At 62.8% G+C, this 16752-nt stretch carries 14 protein-coding genes; 8 read left to right on the forward strand and 6 right to left on the reverse strand.

The window, feature by feature from the left end:
* The first annotated feature begins 202 nt into the window (after positions 1–202).
* Complete coding sequence (locus tag NGM99_RS14355) at positions 203–1441, forward strand: CynX/NimT family MFS transporter (RefSeq protein ID WP_252820084.1); 1239 nt, start codon at positions 203–205, stop codon at positions 1439–1441.
* Positions 1442–1502: 61 nt separating this feature from the next.
* On the opposite strand, the gene NGM99_RS14360 is transcribed toward NGM99_RS14355, so the two are convergent.
* Complete coding sequence (locus NGM99_RS14360) at positions 1503–2537, reverse strand: L,D-transpeptidase family protein (protein ID WP_252820085.1); 1035 nt, start codon at positions 2535–2537, stop codon at positions 1503–1505.
* 92 nt (positions 2538–2629) lie between these two features.
* Positions 2630–3025: an SMU1112c/YaeR family gloxylase I-like metalloprotein gene (gloA2, locus tag NGM99_RS14365; protein ID WP_252820087.1), complete on the reverse strand. Its 396-nt coding sequence runs from the start codon at positions 3023–3025 to the stop codon at positions 2630–2632.
* A 161-nt stretch (positions 3026–3186) separates the two neighbouring features.
* Between gloA2 and NGM99_RS14370 the strand changes: the two genes are divergently transcribed.
* Positions 3187–3753 (forward strand): regulatory protein RecX, encoded by a 567-nt coding sequence (locus NGM99_RS14370; protein WP_252820089.1) that lies wholly within the window; start codon positions 3187–3189, stop codon positions 3751–3753.
* A 26-nt stretch (positions 3754–3779) separates the two neighbouring features.
* Here the strand turns inward: NGM99_RS14370 and NGM99_RS14375 are convergent, their stop codons facing one another.
* Entirely contained in the window at positions 3780–4016 is a 237-nt protein-coding gene (locus NGM99_RS14375; RefSeq protein ID WP_252820091.1) for an Lrp/AsnC ligand binding domain-containing protein, read from the reverse strand.
* Positions 4017–4303: 287 nt separating this feature from the next.
* Between NGM99_RS14375 and NGM99_RS14380 the strand changes: the two genes are divergently transcribed.
* The 6 genes from NGM99_RS14380 (at position 4304) to tam (ending at position 13962) form a co-directional block, all read left to right on the forward strand.
* Entirely contained in the window at positions 4304–4606 is a 303-nt protein-coding gene (locus NGM99_RS14380) for a DUF2934 domain-containing protein (protein ID WP_252820093.1), read from the forward strand.
* A gap of 158 nt (positions 4607–4764) precedes the next feature.
* The gene (gene glgX / locus NGM99_RS14385) at positions 4765–6852 is read left to right on the forward strand and encodes a glycogen debranching protein GlgX (protein ID WP_252820095.1); all 2088 of its coding nucleotides are present in this window, start codon (positions 4765–4767) and stop codon (positions 6850–6852) included.
* The gene (gene treZ, locus NGM99_RS14390) at positions 6849–8627 is read left to right on the forward strand and encodes a malto-oligosyltrehalose trehalohydrolase (RefSeq protein ID WP_252820097.1); all 1779 of its coding nucleotides are present in this window, start codon (positions 6849–6851) and stop codon (positions 8625–8627) included. Before glgX ends, treZ begins: the two co-directional genes overlap by 4 nt.
* Positions 8624–10489, forward strand: a complete 1866-nt coding sequence (gene malQ / locus NGM99_RS14395) for a 4-alpha-glucanotransferase (protein ID WP_252820099.1) — start codon at positions 8624–8626, stop codon at positions 10487–10489. Before treZ ends, malQ begins: the two co-directional genes overlap by 4 nt.
* 30 nt (positions 10490–10519) lie before the next feature.
* Entirely contained in the window at positions 10520–13093 is a 2574-nt protein-coding gene (gene treY, locus NGM99_RS14400; protein ID WP_252820101.1) for a malto-oligosyltrehalose synthase, read from the forward strand.
* Positions 13094–13191: 98 nt separating this feature from the next.
* A complete protein-coding gene (gene tam, locus NGM99_RS14405) occupies positions 13192–13962 on the forward strand; it encodes a trans-aconitate 2-methyltransferase (RefSeq protein ID WP_252820103.1) in 771 nt (256 codons plus the stop codon).
* Positions 13963–13991: 29 nt separating this feature from the next.
* Here the strand turns inward: tam and aztC are convergent, their stop codons facing one another.
* Genes aztC through aztA form a run of 3 tightly spaced genes read right to left on the reverse strand, consistent with a single transcriptional unit; the run spans position 13992 to position 16708 of the window.
* Complete coding sequence (gene aztC / locus NGM99_RS14410) at positions 13992–14984, reverse strand: zinc ABC transporter substrate-binding protein AztC (protein WP_252820105.1); 993 nt, start codon at positions 14982–14984, stop codon at positions 13992–13994.
* 39 nt (positions 14985–15023) lie between these two features.
* Entirely contained in the window at positions 15024–15899 is an 876-nt protein-coding gene (gene aztB, locus NGM99_RS14415; RefSeq protein ID WP_252820107.1) for a zinc ABC transporter permease AztB, read from the reverse strand.
* Positions 15899–16708, reverse strand: a complete 810-nt coding sequence (aztA, locus tag NGM99_RS14420) for a zinc ABC transporter ATP-binding protein AztA (protein WP_252820109.1) — start codon at positions 16706–16708, stop codon at positions 15899–15901. The genes aztB and aztA overlap by 1 nt, the downstream gene beginning before the upstream one ends.
* Positions 16709–16752: the final 44 nt, after the last annotated feature.

The following is a 16752-nucleotide window of genomic DNA, read 5'->3' on the forward strand; positions in this document are numbered from 1 at the left end:
CCGCAGGTTCAAATCCTGCCCCCGCAACCATGAACAACAAAACCCGCCAAACCCATGGCGGGTTTTGCCGTTTGAGACATCCGAAACCCGCTCCAGAAATAACGGCAGGAGGAGGACGGGGGGCTAGTGGATTAGAAAAGGCGGAGGCGTCACAGGTGATCGTAACCCGCTCGATCTCACCATCGGCAGTGATCACGACGCCATGACTGCAAGCGAAATTGCCGTTCCATCGCCACCTGAAGCCAAGACGAGCACCTCTGCTCGCATTATCCTGGGTGCCAGTCTCGTACTGATCGCACTCAATCTGCGCCCCTTGTTCTCAAGTGCATCGGCGCTGCTGCCGGAAATCCAGGCGCAGCTCGCCCTGTCATCGTTTGCCGCCAGCCTTTTGACGACATTGCCGGTGGTCTGTCTCGGCTTGTTCTCGCCATTCGCCGCGCGGTTTGCGGGACGAATCGGTTCTGAGCGAACGATGCTCGTCGTGCTTGTCTTGCTTGCGATCGGCACATCTCTGCGAGGGCTCTCCTCCATATTCATGCTTTTCGTGGGGACAGCGCTCGCGGGCGCCTGCATCGCCATCGGTAATGTCCTTCTCCCAGCCTTGGTGAAGCGCGATTTCCCGCATCGAACGGCCTTGATGACTGGGCTCTACACCATGGCACTCTGCGCAGGCGCAGCGAGTGCGGCCGGGTTGACGCTGCCGCTCGAGCGCGCATTTGGCGGTTCGATGAATGCTGCCCTTGCAATCTGGGCACTTCCCGCGGCGGTCGTGGCCCTGATCTGGTTGCCCCAGGTCATTCTTACGCGCGGCCAGACTGTTCGAACACGCTTCACGGTGTCGGGGCTCTGGCGCGATCGGCTCGCCTGGAACGTCACCCTCTTCATGGGTTTCCAATCAGCTTTGGCCTATTGCGTCTTTGGCTGGCTCGTTCCGATCCTGCGCGAGCGCGGTCTGGACGGCGTGACCGCCGGAGCCGCCGTGTCGGTGTCCGTCATGGTTCAGGCTGCGTCGTGCCTCGTCGTTCCCCATCTCGCGATCAAGGGGCGAAATCAAAGCGCTCTCAACGTCGCCCTCTGCGTGATCGCGGTCGGGGCGTTGCTCGGACTTCTCTTCGCACCACTTTGGACGGTCTGGTTCTGGGCAGTGCTGCAAGGGATCGGTCAGGGCGGGCTCATCGCTGCGGCCATGACCGTGATCGTGCTGCGCTCGCGCGACTCCCATGTGGCATCGCATCTATCGGGCATGGCGCAATGTGTCGGCTATCTTCTGGCTGCGTCCGGTCCCCTGCTTGTCGGCTTCATCCACAGTTGGACCGGAAGCTTCGCGGGCAGCGCTGTCCTGTTTGCCGTCCTTGGGTCGATCGCAGCGGTCAATGGCTGGCTTGCCGGCCGGCCGCATTATGTCGGTGCTATTTCACGGCAAGCCGATGCTGTATCGTGAGACCGAGGCGCGAACGCCTTCGGTCGTTCCCAGCCTCTCGGTCTAAGCGATACAGGTGCCTTTACTGCGCAAAGTGGACGGTCGCGATTTCGGGCTCGAGGAGATCGGCAAGCGTCGCGGCATCCCAGTTGGTCAGGCGCACGCAGCCATGGCTTTGCGTCTTGTCGATCTTGGATGGTTCGGGCGTGCCGTGGATCCCATAGGTCGGTTTCGACAGGTCGATCCAGATATTCCCCACCGGTCCGTTGGGACCGGGCGGGATATCGAGCACCTCGTCGTTCTTGCCCTGCTTGAAGTTCTTCTTCGGATTGTAGGTGTAGCCCGGATCGCGAACGATCTTGCCGACCTTCAACTCGCCTTCGGGTGATGGATTGTCTTCCGATCCGATGGTCGCCGGGAAGGCCGTGACGAGGTTGCCCGCACCGTCATAGGCGCGCAGCAAACCTTCGGATTTCACCACCTCGACGCGCGTGACCTTGGCGGCCGGCTCGGTCGAAGGGTCCGCGACCGTGATCTCCGTGCCTGCTTTATCGAAATCGGCTTTCGGGTTGAGTGTCTTCAGCAGCGTTTCGTCCATATGAAAACGCTCGGCCAGCATCTCGCTCGGGCTCGTGAAGCCGAGATATTTCATTTCGGCGAGCTTGGCGTAATCGTTCGGAATGCGTTTGGCGAAGCGCTGGTCGAGATCCTTTTTCGTGATCGTGTAAGTGATTATCGCAGGGCGTTGGTCCTTGAGCAGGGCGTCCCAAAGCGGCTGGTCGATTTGGCCATCGACGGGCAGCTTGTTCATTTCCTCGTAGGTCCGCACTGCCTTGATCAGATTGTCGCCTGGGTAGCCATCGATGACGCCTGGCGAAGCGTGCGCGCGATCAAGCAGAACCTGCAGGCGGACTAGCATCGGGTTCGGCTTCTTTTCTTCCTCGCTTTTGGGCGCTTCCGCCTTCGCATCCTTTGCCGGCTCGTTCTTGTCGGAGGTCAGGACCATGGCCGTGAACCCGGCTTCGTTGATGCTGTCCGCTGTCAGTGTGTCATCGGCCAGCGCGGGCGATGTGCCGGACAAGAGGAGAAGGCTGAAAGCGACAAGGGAGCGGTTCACGGCAGGCCTGAAGGAGCAGAAAAATCGGACGAGCTATCAGCGCGACAGAGCGCCATTTGTTCCCCGAACAGGCCGCCGAAACTGCGCTGGCGTCAGTCCGTCTCGTAGAGTTCCAGCGGCAGGCCGTCCGGGTCGGCGAAAAAGGTGAAGCGACGGCCGGTGTGCTCGTCGATGCGGATGGGCTCTACCGTGATGCCCGCCTCTTCCAGCGCGGCTCGGGCTGCCTCGATGTCCCTCACCCCGAATGCCAAGTGGCGCAGGCCTCGGGCTTCTGGATAGGAGGGACGCGCCGGGGCGTCGGGAAACGAGAACAGCTCGATCTGCGCCGAGCCCAGTGCCAGGTCGCATTTCCAGGATTGCCGTTCGGCGCGCCAGACTTCGCGAATGATGGGGAGGCCCAGAAGCTCGTGATAGAACCGTCGCGCGGCCGCGTAGTCCGAGGCGATGATCGCGACGTGATGGATCGCTTCGAGTTTGAGGCCGGTCATCTTCGTCTCCACGAGCAGGGTTCGTTTCGGGTGTGCGTGGCTTCGCCTGCTTTTCCATGAGAGGAAACGGACGGCAACATGCTTCACATGCGTTGAGGCTCCGGCCCTTGAGACTGTTGCCCGTCGCCTTACACTCGAAACGGCGAAGAATGGCGGCGCGGATGGGCGAAGCGGACGACGAAGAGAAGGGGGCTGCGGCGATCACGGCGCGAATGCGCCAGTGGGCGCGGCGGTCGGCCATGGATTACCTATCCAAGCACGCATCGAGTTCGGAGAACCTGCGGAAAGTCATGCAGCGGCGTGCCCTCCGGCGTTTCCCCGAAGCGGGGCCGGAAGGGGCGGCATTGCTTGCACAGGAAGCACTCGACTTCTGCCGCGAGCACGCTTTCGTGGACGATCAGGCCTATGCCGAAATGAAAGTACGCTCGGGCGTGCGCAAGGGGCATTCACAGCGACGCATCGCGCTGACGCTCGCAACCAAAGGCGTGGAGCGCGAGGTTTCACATGAGGCGCTGAAGGCATCCGACGATCTGGCAGCCGCGGCGGCACTTGCGCGGCGCAGGCGCATGGGACCTTGGCGAAGGAATGAGCTCGATCCTGAAAGCCGGCGCAAGGAGATGGCGGCATTCGCGCGCAACGGCTTTTCGGGCGATGTCGCCTTCCGCGTCATGGATATGAGCATCGAGGAGGCGGAAGACGCGATCGACGAGGCCGAGCGCAGTGCCTGAATTCCAGGCGGCCCAGAAGGCCTTGCTCAGAAAGCCTTGAAAGTCAGTGTGGTGAAGCAGCGGGTGATGCCGGGTACGTTGGCGATGTTGTCGTTGACGAATTTGCCGATGTCGATCTCGTTCTCGACATAGACCTTGAGAAGCAGATCGTATTCGCCGCTGGTGGAATAAAGCTCGGACGCCACCTCGCGCGCGTAGAGCTCGTCGGCCACCTCATAGGTCTTGCCGGGGCTGCATTGAAGCTGGACGAAGATGGCGCGCATATCGAAACTCCGCTCGCTTCGAGGGGGTGGTCGCACCGCTCATACGGCAAACCCGCTTGAAGCGCGACCGTTTCCAGTGCTTGACGCGGTCAATCTGTCACGGAAAAGTTGGCCCCTTCCGCGCGTTGACGGGCAACCAGCTATTTCTAAATGTTTTAAGGCCCGCGCGGCCTTGTTCGAACCCTTGCTTAACAAAGGTTGGCGTCCGGGCTCGGTGCCCGTGCCACTTTCGCGTGAATCAAGCTCGCGCCGAAGCAGCCTCGGGTGGGAAGAGAAAGGGACAAGAAATGTCAGACCAAGGAAGAGAAGATCGTATCCGCTCTCGCGCCTACGGCAAGTGGGAGAGCGAAGGGCGTCAGGACGGCCATCATGACCGCCATTGGGATGAGGCCTCGCGTGAGGTCGATGGCGAAGGCGATGGCCTGCCGGCGGATGCCACGCCTTCGGATGTGGCCCCTGCCAGCGAAACCGACGAAACGTCTCTCGATGCGGCCGGTGCAGTCGAGCGTGACGATGCACCTGCCAGAACGTCGAAATCCCGTTCAGCCAGAAAAGGCACCAACGGCATCGAAGCGGCTGGCCGTTCCTGAACGGAGGGCGTCATTCCATGAGCGCGGAGCCGGATGCGGCTCCGCAGCATTCTGCCGCAGGATAACCGATGCAACTTGATGGTGGGACTGGCCATTCACACGGCGCGCCATAGTTCGGTGTGTATCCTCCCTCCTCGCAGGTTCCACGAAACAACCCCATGACGAGTTCCAGATACCGTGTCTCGCACGGCTCTCCCTTTCCGCTTGGCGCGCATTGGGACGGCTCGGGCGTCAACTTTGCCCTCTTCTCGGCAAACGCCACCAAGGTCGAACTGTGCCTGTTCGACCAGACCGGCCGCCGCGAGATCGAGCGGATCGTTCTGCCCGAATACACGCATGAGGTCTGGCACGGCTATCTGCCGGATGTGCGCCCCGGCCAGCTCTACGGTTACCGCGTTCATGGCCCCTACGAGCCGCAGGCTGGACACCGCTTCAATCCGAACAAGCTCGTGCTCGACCCTTACGCGCTCGAACTGCGCGGCGACATGCGCTGGCATGACGCGGCCTTCGGCTACCGTATCGGTTCGAAGCAGGCGGATCTTTCGTTCGACAAGCGCGACTCCGCGCCGATCATGCCGAAATGCGTGGTGGTCGATCCAGCCTATACCTGGGGGCAGGATATCCGCCCCAACACGCCATGGGCCGAGACGATCACCTATGAAGCCCATGTGAAGGGCATGACGGCACAGCGCGAGGAGCTGCCGCCGCAACTGCGCGGCACCTTTGCCGGCCTCGCCGACCCGAACGTGGTCGAGCATCTCGCCAAACTTGGCGTGACGGCCGTCGAACTGATGCCCGTGCAGTCCTTCTTCGACGATCGCTACCTCATCGAAAAGGGGCTGACGAACTATTGGGGCTACAACACGGTCGGCTTCTTTGCGCCGGCCACCCGCTTCATTTCGCCCGGCGGCGGCATTCACGAGTTCAAGCTCATGGTGCGGCGCCTGCATGAGGCGGGCATCGAGGTGATCCTCGACGTGGTTTACAACCACACGGCCGAAGGCAACCAGATGGGGCCGACGTTGTCCTTCCGCGGCATCGACAATGCGAGCTATTACGTGCTCGCCGACGACCCGCGCTATTATTTCGAGACCACCGGCTGCGGCAACAACCTGAACCTGACGCATGAGCGCGTGCTCATGATGGTCATGGATTCGCTGCGCTACTGGGTCGAGGAGTGCCACGTCGATGGCTTCCGCTTCGATCTCGCCTCGACGCTGGGGCGCGACCGCGACCAGTTCTCCAGCCACGCCGTCTTCCTCGACGCCGTGCGCCAGGACCCGGTGATGTCCAAGGTGAAACTGATCGCCGAGCCCTGGGATACGGGCCCCGGCGGCTATCAGGTCGGCAATTTCCCGCCCGGCTGGGCCGAATGGAACGACAAGTATCGCGACACCGTGCGCGGCTACTGGAAGGGCGAGGAGGGCTTGGCCCCCGATCTCGCAAGCAATCTGCTCGGCTCGGCCAATCTCTTCGACAAGCGCGGTCGCCGGCCTTGGGCCAGCGTCAACTTCGTCACCGCCCATGACGGCTTCACGCTGCTCGACGTCGTTTCCTTCAATGACAAGCACAATGAGGCGAACGGCGAGGACAACAAGGACGGTCATTCGCACAATCTGAGCTGGAACTGCGGCGCGGAAGGCCTGACCGACGACCAGGGCATTCTCGATCTGCGCGACCGGATGCGGCGCAACCTCATTGCCACGACGCTTCTGTCGCAAGGCACACCGATGCTCCTGATGGGGGATGAGGTCGGCCGTTCCCAGGGCGGCAACAACAATGCCTATGCCCAGGACAACGAGATGAACTGGCTGAAATGGGAAGGCATCGGCGAACGCGACGAGGCTTTCCGCACTTTCGTGCAGAACGTGATCCGCATCCGCCGCGATCGCGAGCTCCTGCGCCAGCGCAAGTTCCTCCACGCCCAGCCGGTGGATGAGGAAGGCACGCTCGACGTGCAGTGGCTACGCCCAAGCGGCGAGCCGATGGAAGATGGCGACTGGCAGAACCCGCATACGCGCTCCATGGCCGTGGCCTTGGCCGGGCCAGACGAGCGGATGCTGCTGCTTCTCAATGCCTATCATGAAAGCCTCGACTTCCAGCTGCCGCAAGGCTTCGAGAATGGCTGGGTGAAGCTGATCGACACCGCGACGGGTGCTGCCCATGTGCGCCGGGGCGAGAAGGTCGAGGGCTCGACTTTCACCGTCGAGGGCCGAACGCTGATCCTGCTGGAGACCGTGAAGTGAGTTCTGCACGTCGCTACGAGCCGACATGGGGCGTCGAACTCCATGACGGCGACAAGGCACGCTTCCGCATCTGGGCGCCGGGCACGGAAGGCCTGTCGCTCAGGCTCGGCGGCGAAGACCGGGCAATGGATCGCGCGGATGACGGCTGGTTCACGCTCGACGCTTCTGATGTCTCCGCAGGCACCGCTTATGCCTTCGTCCTGCCCGACGGGCTCGTGGTGCCGGATCCGGCCTCACGGGCTCAGGAAGGGGATGTGCACGGGCCGTCAGTCGTCTGCGATCCTGACAGCTACCAGTGGCAGAACGCGGAATGGAAGGGGCGCCCCTGGGAAGAAACGGTGATCTCCGAAATCCATATCGGCACCTTCTCGCCCGCAGGCACGTTCCGGTCGGCGATCGAAAAGCTGCCGGAACTGGTGGAGGCCGGCATCACGGCGGTCGAGGTCATGCCGATCGCGCAGTTCGGCGGCGAGCGGGGCTGGGGCTATGACGGCGTGTTGCTTTATGCGCCGCACCGCGCCTATGGCACGCCCGACGACTTCAAGGCTTTCGTCGATGCCGCTCACGGCCATGGGCTGATGGTTTTCCTCGACGTGATCTACAACCATTTCGGTCCGGACGGGAATTATCTGCCACGGCTCGCGCCGGACTTCTTCCATCCCGAGCGCCACACGCCATGGGGGGCGGCCATCGCCTATGAGAAGACGCCGGTGCGGCGCTTCTTCATCGAGAACGTCCTTTACTGGTTGGACGAATTCAGACTGGATGGCTTGCGCTTCGATGCCGTGGATCACATCCGCGATGTGGAGTCCAAGCCCGATATCCTTACCGAAATGGCCCTGCGCGTGCGCGAGGTGTTTCCGGACCGGCCGATCCATCTGGCGACCGAGGACAACCGCAACATCACGAGCCTGCACGAGCGAGGGGAAGACGGTTCGGTGCCGCTGCACACGGCGGAATGGAACGACGACTTTCACAACGCCGCGCATGTGGTCGCAAGCGGCGAGACGGACGGCTACTACGAGGATTTCGCCGACGATCCTATCGGTCACGTACGGCGCATCCTCGCTGAGGGGTTCGCCTATCAGGGCGAGCCCTCGCGACATGCCGACGGCGAAACGCGCGGCGTGCCGAGCGCACATCAGCCACCGCAGGCTTTCGTGGATTTCCTGCAGAACCACGACCAGATCGGCAACCGCGCGATGGGCGATCGGCTGATCACCCTGTCGCCGGAGCCGCGCCTGCGCGTGCTGTCGGCCATCCTTCTGCTGTCGCCGCATATTCCGCTGCTCTTCATGGGAGAGGAGTGGGGCGAGACCAACCCGTTCTTCTTCTTCACCGATTTCCACGGCCAACTGGCGGATGCGGTGCGGGAAGGGCGGCGCAACGAGTTTTCGAAGTTCAGCTCCTACGCCAAGGAGACGATCCCCGACCCGAACGACCGCGACACCTTCGAGCGCTCCAAGATCGACTGGCTGCATGCGGAAAGCGCGCGTGGCCAGGAATGGCGCACATGGACGAAGACGCTTCTCGCGTTGCGGCAAAAGCATGTCGTGCCTGCCCTGAAACAGGCCGGCGGCCATGCGGGGCGGATGCTCGATTCCGGTGCTGAAGCGATCGCGGTGGACTGGACGCTCGGCAAGACCGTTCTTCGCTTGCGCGCACGCTTCGCGAAGGATGCCGCCCTGCCGGAGGCCGATGGCAAGACCGTCTTCGAATATGGCAGCGGCGACGACGCCTATGTCCGCGTGTCGGTCAGCGAAGGCGCAGCATGAGCAAGAAACTCGCCCGCCTCGCGGAAAAGCTCGGCATCGCTTCCGACTATATCTCGATGACGAAGCAGCGCGTGGAGATCGACGATGACGGGCGGCGGCGCATGCTGGCCGCCCTGGAGGTCGATGCGAGTTCAAAGGAGGCGGTCGAGGCGGCGCTCGAGCGTTTCAAGGACACCAAGCCTCCGGTCATGAAGCCGGCGAAGAACAGCGCCTGCTATCTGCCGAAATGGCTCGAAGACAAGCCCGCCTGGGGCATTCCGGTGCAGCTCTACGAGCTGCGCTCTGGTCGCAACTGGGGCATCGGCGACTTCAAGGATCTCGCGGATTTCTGCCGTATCGCAGGCGCGCACGGCGCGGATTTCGTGGGCGTCAACCCGCTGCATGCGCTGTTTCTGTCCGAGCCTGAACGCAACAGCCCGTTCTCGCCGTCGAGCCGGCTCTTCCTGAACCCGATCTACATCGCCGTGGATCGCTTGCCCGGCGGTGAGTTGCTGGAAGAAGAGCGCGACGAGTTCAATCGCCTGCGCGAGACCGCGCTGGTCGATTATCCCGGGGTCACCGCGCTCAAGCTGCGCGCCTTGCGCCGCGCCTGGGAAAAGGCGGATCGCAACGATCCCGCTCTGGAAGCTTTCCGCGACAAGGGCGACGAGGCGCTGGAGCGCCATGCGCTGTTCGACACGCTGGCGCTGCATCTTGCCCAAAGCGGCACGAAGGGCGGCTGGAAGACCTGGCCCGCCGAATACCAGAATCCGGAAAGCGAAGCGGTGAAACGCTTCGCGGAAGAACGCCGCGACGAGGTGATGTTTCACGTGTGGCTGCAATATCTTGCGCGCACGCAGCTCGAAGAAGCCGATGAGGCGGCCAAAGGGGCTGGCCTGCGGGTCGGCATCTATCTTGATTTCGCGGTGGGCGAGGCGCCCGACGGCTCGGCGACGTGGAGCAAGCCGAACCTTCTCGTTTCCGGCATGACCATCGGCGCGCCGCCTGACATGTTCACGCTGCAAGGGCAGGACTGGGGCTTGGTGCCGATGTCGCCGCTTGCCATGCGCGAAGAGAATTTCGCGACATTCAAGGCCATCATGGAAGGACTGATGGCATCGGCCGGTGCGCTTCGCATCGACCATGCCATGGCGCTCTGGCAGCTCTTCTTCGTGCCGCAAGGTTTGACGCCCGCCGACGGCGCCTATCAGCGCTATCCGATCAGGGAGCTTCTGGCACTGCTCACGAAATCATCGCGCGAGAACGAGACGGTGGTGATCGGTGAGGACCTCGGCATCGTGCCGCCCGGCTTTCAGGACGTGATGGCCCAGAGCAACATCTTGTCCTACCGCATCCTTTATTTCGAGCAGACGGAAAAGGGCTTCAAACGGCCCAAGGAGTATCCTGCGAAGGCTCTCGCCTGTCTCGCGACACACGATCTGCCGACATGGCGGGGCTGGTGGAAGGCGGACGATACCGACCAGCGGCTGAAAGCGGGGTTGATCGACGAGAGCATCAACAAGCGCCAGCACAAGGAGCGTGCGAAAGAACGCAAGCGGCTGGTGAAGGCGCTGGCGGCGGAGAAGCTCTTGTCGAAATCCGACGAGGAAACGGCAAAGGCTGCGATCGAGGATTGGCGAGCGCCCTTGCCGGACGCGCTGGCTGTCGCCGTTCACCGCTACATGGCGCGCACTCCGAGCCTGCTTGCCGGCGCAAGGCTGGCCGATCTCGTGGGCGAGGCGGGTCCGACGAATGTGCCGGGCACCACGAACCAGTTTCCAAACTGGTCGCCCAAGCTCGACATCGCGATCGAGGACATGCCGGCACTGCCGCTGTTCAAGGCGATCACCGTGGCACTCGCCGCTGAACGCCCGCGTCGCTGAACTTTTCTCCCAAACCGCTGTTCGAGTGCCATGACCCTGCCACGCGCCACTTATCGCCTTCAGTTCCGTGAAGGCATGACATTCGACCGGGCCGCGGGCCTGGTGCCCTATCTCAAGACGCTCGGCATCAGCCACCTCTATGCCTCGCCGATCTATACGGCGCCCGAAGGCTCGACCCACGGCTATGACGTTGCCAACCACAACGAGATCGACCCATCCTTGGGCGGGCGCAAGGGCTTCGACCGGCTGAGCGCGGCGCTGAAGGAAGCGGGGCTTGGCCTCGTGCTCGACATCGTGCCCAACCACATGGCGGCATCACTCGAGAATCCGTGGTGGCGCAGCGTGGTCGAGTGGGGGGCGGACAGCCCCTATGCGCACCATTTCGACATCAACTGGAAAGAGCGGCTGACGCTGCCGAACCTCGGCAAGACATTCGACGAGGCAGCGCAGGATGGTGAAATCAAGCTCGCCTTCGACGCACAAACCGGCGCGCTGGCGCTCGGCTATTACAGCACGCTGGTGCCGCTGCACCCGCGCACCTATGAGCAGGCCTTGGCGGCAATCGAGCATCCGCTGAAAAGCGAAATCCTCGATGCCGCGAAAACCGCTTCGCCGGATTCGGATCGCCTCCACGAGACGTTGCGCCGGCTCACCGCCGACGAAGCCTTCAAGGCCGAGCTGGAGAAGATTTCCGCCGATCCGAGCTTCCTGAAACAAATCCACGATGCGCAGCCTTGGAAGCTCTGCTTCTGGAAGGAAGCGCGCGAGCATCTGAGCTATCGCCGCTTCTTCGAGGTGACCGGTCTGGCCGGCGTGCGCGTGGAAGACGACAAGGTCTTCGACGACGTGCACCGGCTCACCCTTGAACTGGTGGACAATGGTCAAGTCGATGGCTTGCGCATCGATCATGTCGACGGCCTCGCCGACCCGCGCGCCTATCTCGCTCGCCTGCGCGGGAAGATCGGGCCTGAGACCTATCTCGTGGTCGAAAAGATTCTTGGCGAAGAGGAGCAACTGCCGAACGATTGGCCGATCGAAGGCACCACCGGCTACGAGTTCGCCGCGCGCATGCCGGAACTGTTCGTGGAGGGGGCCGGGCTTAAGGCGCTGGCGCATGCGCATGACGCGCTTCTCGGCCGTCACTTCGATCCTGAAGCAGAGGGCGCCAAGGCCAAGCGGCTGATGGTGACGCATAATTTCGCGACCGAGCTCAAGGGCCTCGCACGGATGGCTGCAGGTTTGAGCGATGGAAGATGGAGCGAAGAGGCCTTAGCGCAGGCCATTGCAGCGCTCATCGTCGCCTTTCCCACCTATCGCACCTATGGCGACAGGAATGGCATGCCCGAAAGCGACCAGCGTCTTTTGGCGGAGTCCGCCCAGAAGGCCGACAAGGCCGATCTTGATGCGCTGGGTTTCGTGCTGAAACAGCTGAACGAAGGCAAGGGTGACGAGGCCGGTGAGTTTCGCGTCCGCTTCCAGCAATTGACCGGGCCAGCCACCGCGAAATCGGTCGAGGACACGCTGTTCTACCGCGCCAATGCGTTGATCGCGATGAACGAGGTGGGCGGCGAACCGGAACAGGGCGTGGGATCGGTCGAGCGCTTCCACGAGGCGATGCTGGCGCATGCGCGGCGCCAGCCGCACGGCTTGCTCGGTTCCTCAACGCACGACACCAAGCGCGGCGAGGATGCCCGCGCGCGGCTCTACGCCTTGAGCGAGGCACCCGATGAGTGGGCGCAAGCGGTCGAGCGCTGGCGCGAGACGAACAAGAGCAAGGTCGAGACGCTCGAAAAGGGCGCGGCGCCCGAACCTGAAACCGAATGGCTGCTGTATCAGGCGCTGGCCGGCAGTTGGCCCGAAGACATCGATATATCCGACGAGGCCGCGCTCGAAGCCTTGTCGGAGCGCTTTGCGCAATATGTCGAGAAGGCGTTGCGCGAGGCGAAGCTGCGCACAGGCTGGAGCGATCCGGACGAGGCTTACGAGAATGCGGTAAAGGCCTATGCCGCCCACCTGCTCGATCCGGCGAACGGCGCATTCCTTCAGGATTTCTCGAAGGCGCTCGCGCCCTTCGCGAAGACAGGAAAACGCAACAGTCTGGCACAGACCTTGATCAAGCTTACGGCGCCTGGCGTGCCTGATATCTATCAAGGCACGGAAGGTTGGGATTTGAGCCTTGTCGATCCGGACAACCGCCGCGCACCGGATTTCGATGCGCTCGCCCAGCGTCTCGAGAGCGTGAAGGATAAGGCTGTTGCCTGGGACCTCAGCGAGACCGGCAAGATGGCGCTGACGGCAGCCGTGCTCGCGCTTCGCGAAAAGGAGTCGGTTTTCTTCGAGCAGGCTTCATACAAAGTGCTCGATATCGAAGGGCCGGGCGCTGAGACGCTTGCAGGCTTCGTGCGCGAGCATGAGGGCAAGGCACTGCTGCTGCTGGTTCCGCGCCTGACGTTGAAGGGTACGGACTGGTCCGAAACCGCGATCGTCACCTCTGCGCGTGCGTGGACGGATGTCGAAACGGGGAAGGAGATGGCTCCCAGCGAGCGCTTGTCCGTGCGTGACGTTCTCGGCCAGCGGCAGGTCGCGCTTCTATGGAGCGAGTGAGGACGCTCGGGCATCGGTGAGGGAGACGTCTCCGCTGCCTTTTCATTTCCTGCCACTTTGCATCGACGCTGCCTTTCTTCAAGGATAGAACGCGTCTCATGTCACAGTGGTCACCCAACCAGTATCTGAAATTCGCCGACGAGCGCACGCGCCCGGCCTCTGATCTGCTCGCCCGGGTGCGGAGCGAGCGGGTCGAGACGGTGACCGATCTGGGCTGCGGCCCGGGCAACTCGACGGAGCTTCTGGCAAGGCGCTTTCCTCACGCGCGCCTGTTCGGCATCGACACTTCGGCGGCGATGATCGAGGCGGCGCAAAAGCGCCTGCCGGATGCGCGGTTCGCGATGGAAGCCATTCAGGACTGGAGCCCGGACACGTCACAGGACCTGATCTTCGCCAATGCCTCGCTGCAATGGGTGCCGGGTCATGCAAGGCTCTTTCCGCGATTGGCCGGATTCCTGGCTGAGGGTGGGACCCTGGCGTTCCAGATTCCGGACAATCTCGATGCGCCGAGCCACACGACGATGAGCGAAGCCGCGCGTGATATCGGGCTCGGTGAAATCGTCAGCGCGGCCGAGGTGGAACGGACAAAAATCGCTTCCGCGAACGACACTTACGCCATGCTCAAGCCTGTCTGCCGGCGGATCGATATCTGGCGCACGACCTATTATCACCCGCTGGCCGGACTCGACAGCATCGTTGAATGGCTGAAGGGCACGGGCTTGCTGCCCTACCTTTCGCGCATGGCGCCTGAGCGGCATGAGGATTTCCTCCAGGCCTATCGGCAAAGGCTCGTGCCGCATTTCCCGGAAATGGATGACGGCACGGTGCTGTTGCCGTTTCCGCGCCTCTTCATCGTCGCGGTGCGGTAGGCGCCGGTTGCCCGGCGCCTCACTCTCAATCAGCTACCGCTGACCGCACCTTTGATGGTCGTGATGTTGTGATGCATCATGTCGAGATAGGTCGAGGCCGGGCCATCGGGGCCTGAGAGCGCGTCCGAGTAAAGCTCGCCGCCGACCTTCAGGCCCGTTTCCGATGCGATCTGCTCGATCAGACGCGGATTGGTGATGTTCTCGACAAAGATTGCCGCAGCCTTGTCCTTGCGCACCTCCTCGATCAGCTTGGCGACATCGGCGGCCGACGGGTCGGCGTCGGTCGAGATGCCTTCGGGCGCGCGGAAGGTGATACCATAGGCGTTTTCGAAATAGCCGAACGCGTCATGGCTGGTGATGATGGTGCGCTTGGCCTCAGGGATCGAGGCGACCGTTTCCTTCACGTCCTTTTCCGCCGCGTCGAGCTTGGCATCATAGGCGGCGGCGTTCTGCTGGTAGGTCGCGCAACCGTCCTTGTCGGCCCCGCAGAACGCGTCCGCGATATTCTTCACATAGATGCGCGCATTGGCGATCGACTGGAAGGCGTGCGGGTCGGTATCGCCGTGATCGTGCCCATGAGCGTGGCCAGCTTCCTCATGAGAATGGTCGTGACCGGCTTCGCCTTCAGCATGATCGTGGCCTTTTTCGGCCTCTTCGCCTTCCGCGAACTCTTCCTTCATCTCGATCGGCGCCACACCTTGGGTGAGTTCCACCACAGGCGCCTTCGTGCCGCTCGTGTCGACGAGGCGCTGCAGGAAGCCCTCGAAGTGCAGGCCGTTGACGAGAATGACATCGGCCCGCGCCATGGCTTTCGCATCGGCCGGTTTGGGCTCGTAGACATGGGCATCGCCATCCGGACCCACGAGGGTGGTGATGTTCACCCGGTCCCCGCCGACATTCTTGGCGAGATCGGCAATGATCGAGAAGCTCGCAACCACGTCGAGCTTGTCCTGCGCGAAAGCTGTCAGTGGAGTAAATGTTATAACGCTCGCAAGGGCGGCGCGCTTGATGTGCTTGAGCATGAGGAGCAATCCTTCTGCGTTTCGGTTGGAGAAGAGGGGTCAGGCCGCGCGGTGGCGCAAGCTTCGCGACCGGCGGCTGGGTAAACCGCGCGGACCGACGAGAACGGACAGAAGATAGACCACGCCAGCCGACAGGATGATCGAGGGGCCGGACGGCAGCGACAAATGAAAGGACAGAAGCAGGCCGCTGATCACCGAGGCCGCGCCGACCAGGGTCGCGACCACGCACATGGATATGACCTGTCCGGTCCAGAAGCGGGCGGCGGCAGCCGGTAGCATCATCAGCCCCACCGACAAAAGCGTGCCGAGCGCCTGGAAGCCACCGACGAGGTTGAGCACGACGAGGCCCAGGAACACGAAATGCACCGGCGGCCCGAGTTTCGAGACCGAGCGCAAGAAGAGCGGATCGAGGCATTCTGCGATCAGCGCACGCCAGAAGACGAAGAGGCCGGCAAGCGTAACCGCGGTGATGCCGCCGATCAGACCGAGCGCCTCGTCGTTGAGTGCCAGCACGGTGCCGAACAGCACATGCATGAGATCGATGGGCGAGCCGCGCAAGGACACGATCAACACGCCAAGCGCGAGGCTGATCAGGTAGAAGGCCGCCATCGAGGCGTCCTCCTTCAGCACGGTCAGGCGTGAGACGGCGGCAGCACCGAGTGCGACAACCACGCCGGCAACGAGGCCACCGACCGTCATCGGCACGATTTCGAGGCCGTAGAGCAGGAAGCCGGCGGCAGCACCCGGCAGGATCGCATGCGCCATGGCGTCACCCGCCAGGCTCATGCGGCGCAGCATCAGAAACACCCCGACCGGACAGGCGCTGAGGCAAAGGAGAAGCGCGCCGCCGAGTGCGCGCTGCATGAAGCCGAACTCGATGAAGGGCGCGAAGATGATGTCGTAGAGCGCATTCATCACGCGGCTCCGCGATGCTGGTGGGCATGATGGTGATGCTCGTGCGCGTGGTCATCGCGAGCATGATCGTGCGTATCACCCGGCGCACACCAGGGGGCGTTGTCGTCCCAGGCCTCATGGAAATGGAGGGCGAGCGCAAGATTGGCAGGGGTCAGCACCTGCGCGGTTGGACCCCAATTGACGAGACGGCGCGCAAGCAACAGCGTTTGTGGGAAATGGGCGCGGACGAGTTCAAGATCGTGCGCGACGACCAGCACCGTGCGCTTCTCGGCATGCCACTGCTTGATGAGAGCGACGAGATCCTCGACCGTCTTGTGATCGACCGCGTTGAAGGGTTCGTCGAGCAGGATCAGGTCGGCATCCTGCAACAGCACGCGGGCAAAAAGCGCGCGCTGCAGCTGGCCGCCCGACAGGGTATCGATGCCGCGCGTGGCGAAACCCTTGAGGCCGACAGCGGCAAGTGCTGCTTCGAGGCGGTCGCGATCTTCCGCCTTGTGGCGTCCGAGCAGGCCGCGACGCGGCCAGAGACCCAGCGAAACCAGATCGAAGACACGGGCGGGGAAGGAGCGGTCGAGTTCGGACTGTTGCGGCAGGTAGGCGAGGCGCATGGATGCAGGGCGCAGGATCGCGCCGTCCATCGGCTTCAGCACACCCACGATGCCCTTCAAAAGCGTGGACTTGCCTGAACCGTTGGCCCCGACAATGGCCAGAAGCGAACCGGCCGGCACCGTTCCGGATAGGTGGTGAACAGCCGGATGGCGGTCATAGCCGAGCGTCAGGTCGCGAAAGGCGAGGCTTTGTTGGGACATCAATTCGTCGCGAAAGAGCCGATGCGCGAAAGGCGCGTTCTTGA

The sequence above is a fragment of the Mesorhizobium liriopis genome, from assembly GCF_024053505.1.
Classification (GTDB): domain Bacteria; phylum Pseudomonadota; class Alphaproteobacteria; order Rhizobiales; family Rhizobiaceae; genus Mesorhizobium_B; species Mesorhizobium_B liriopis.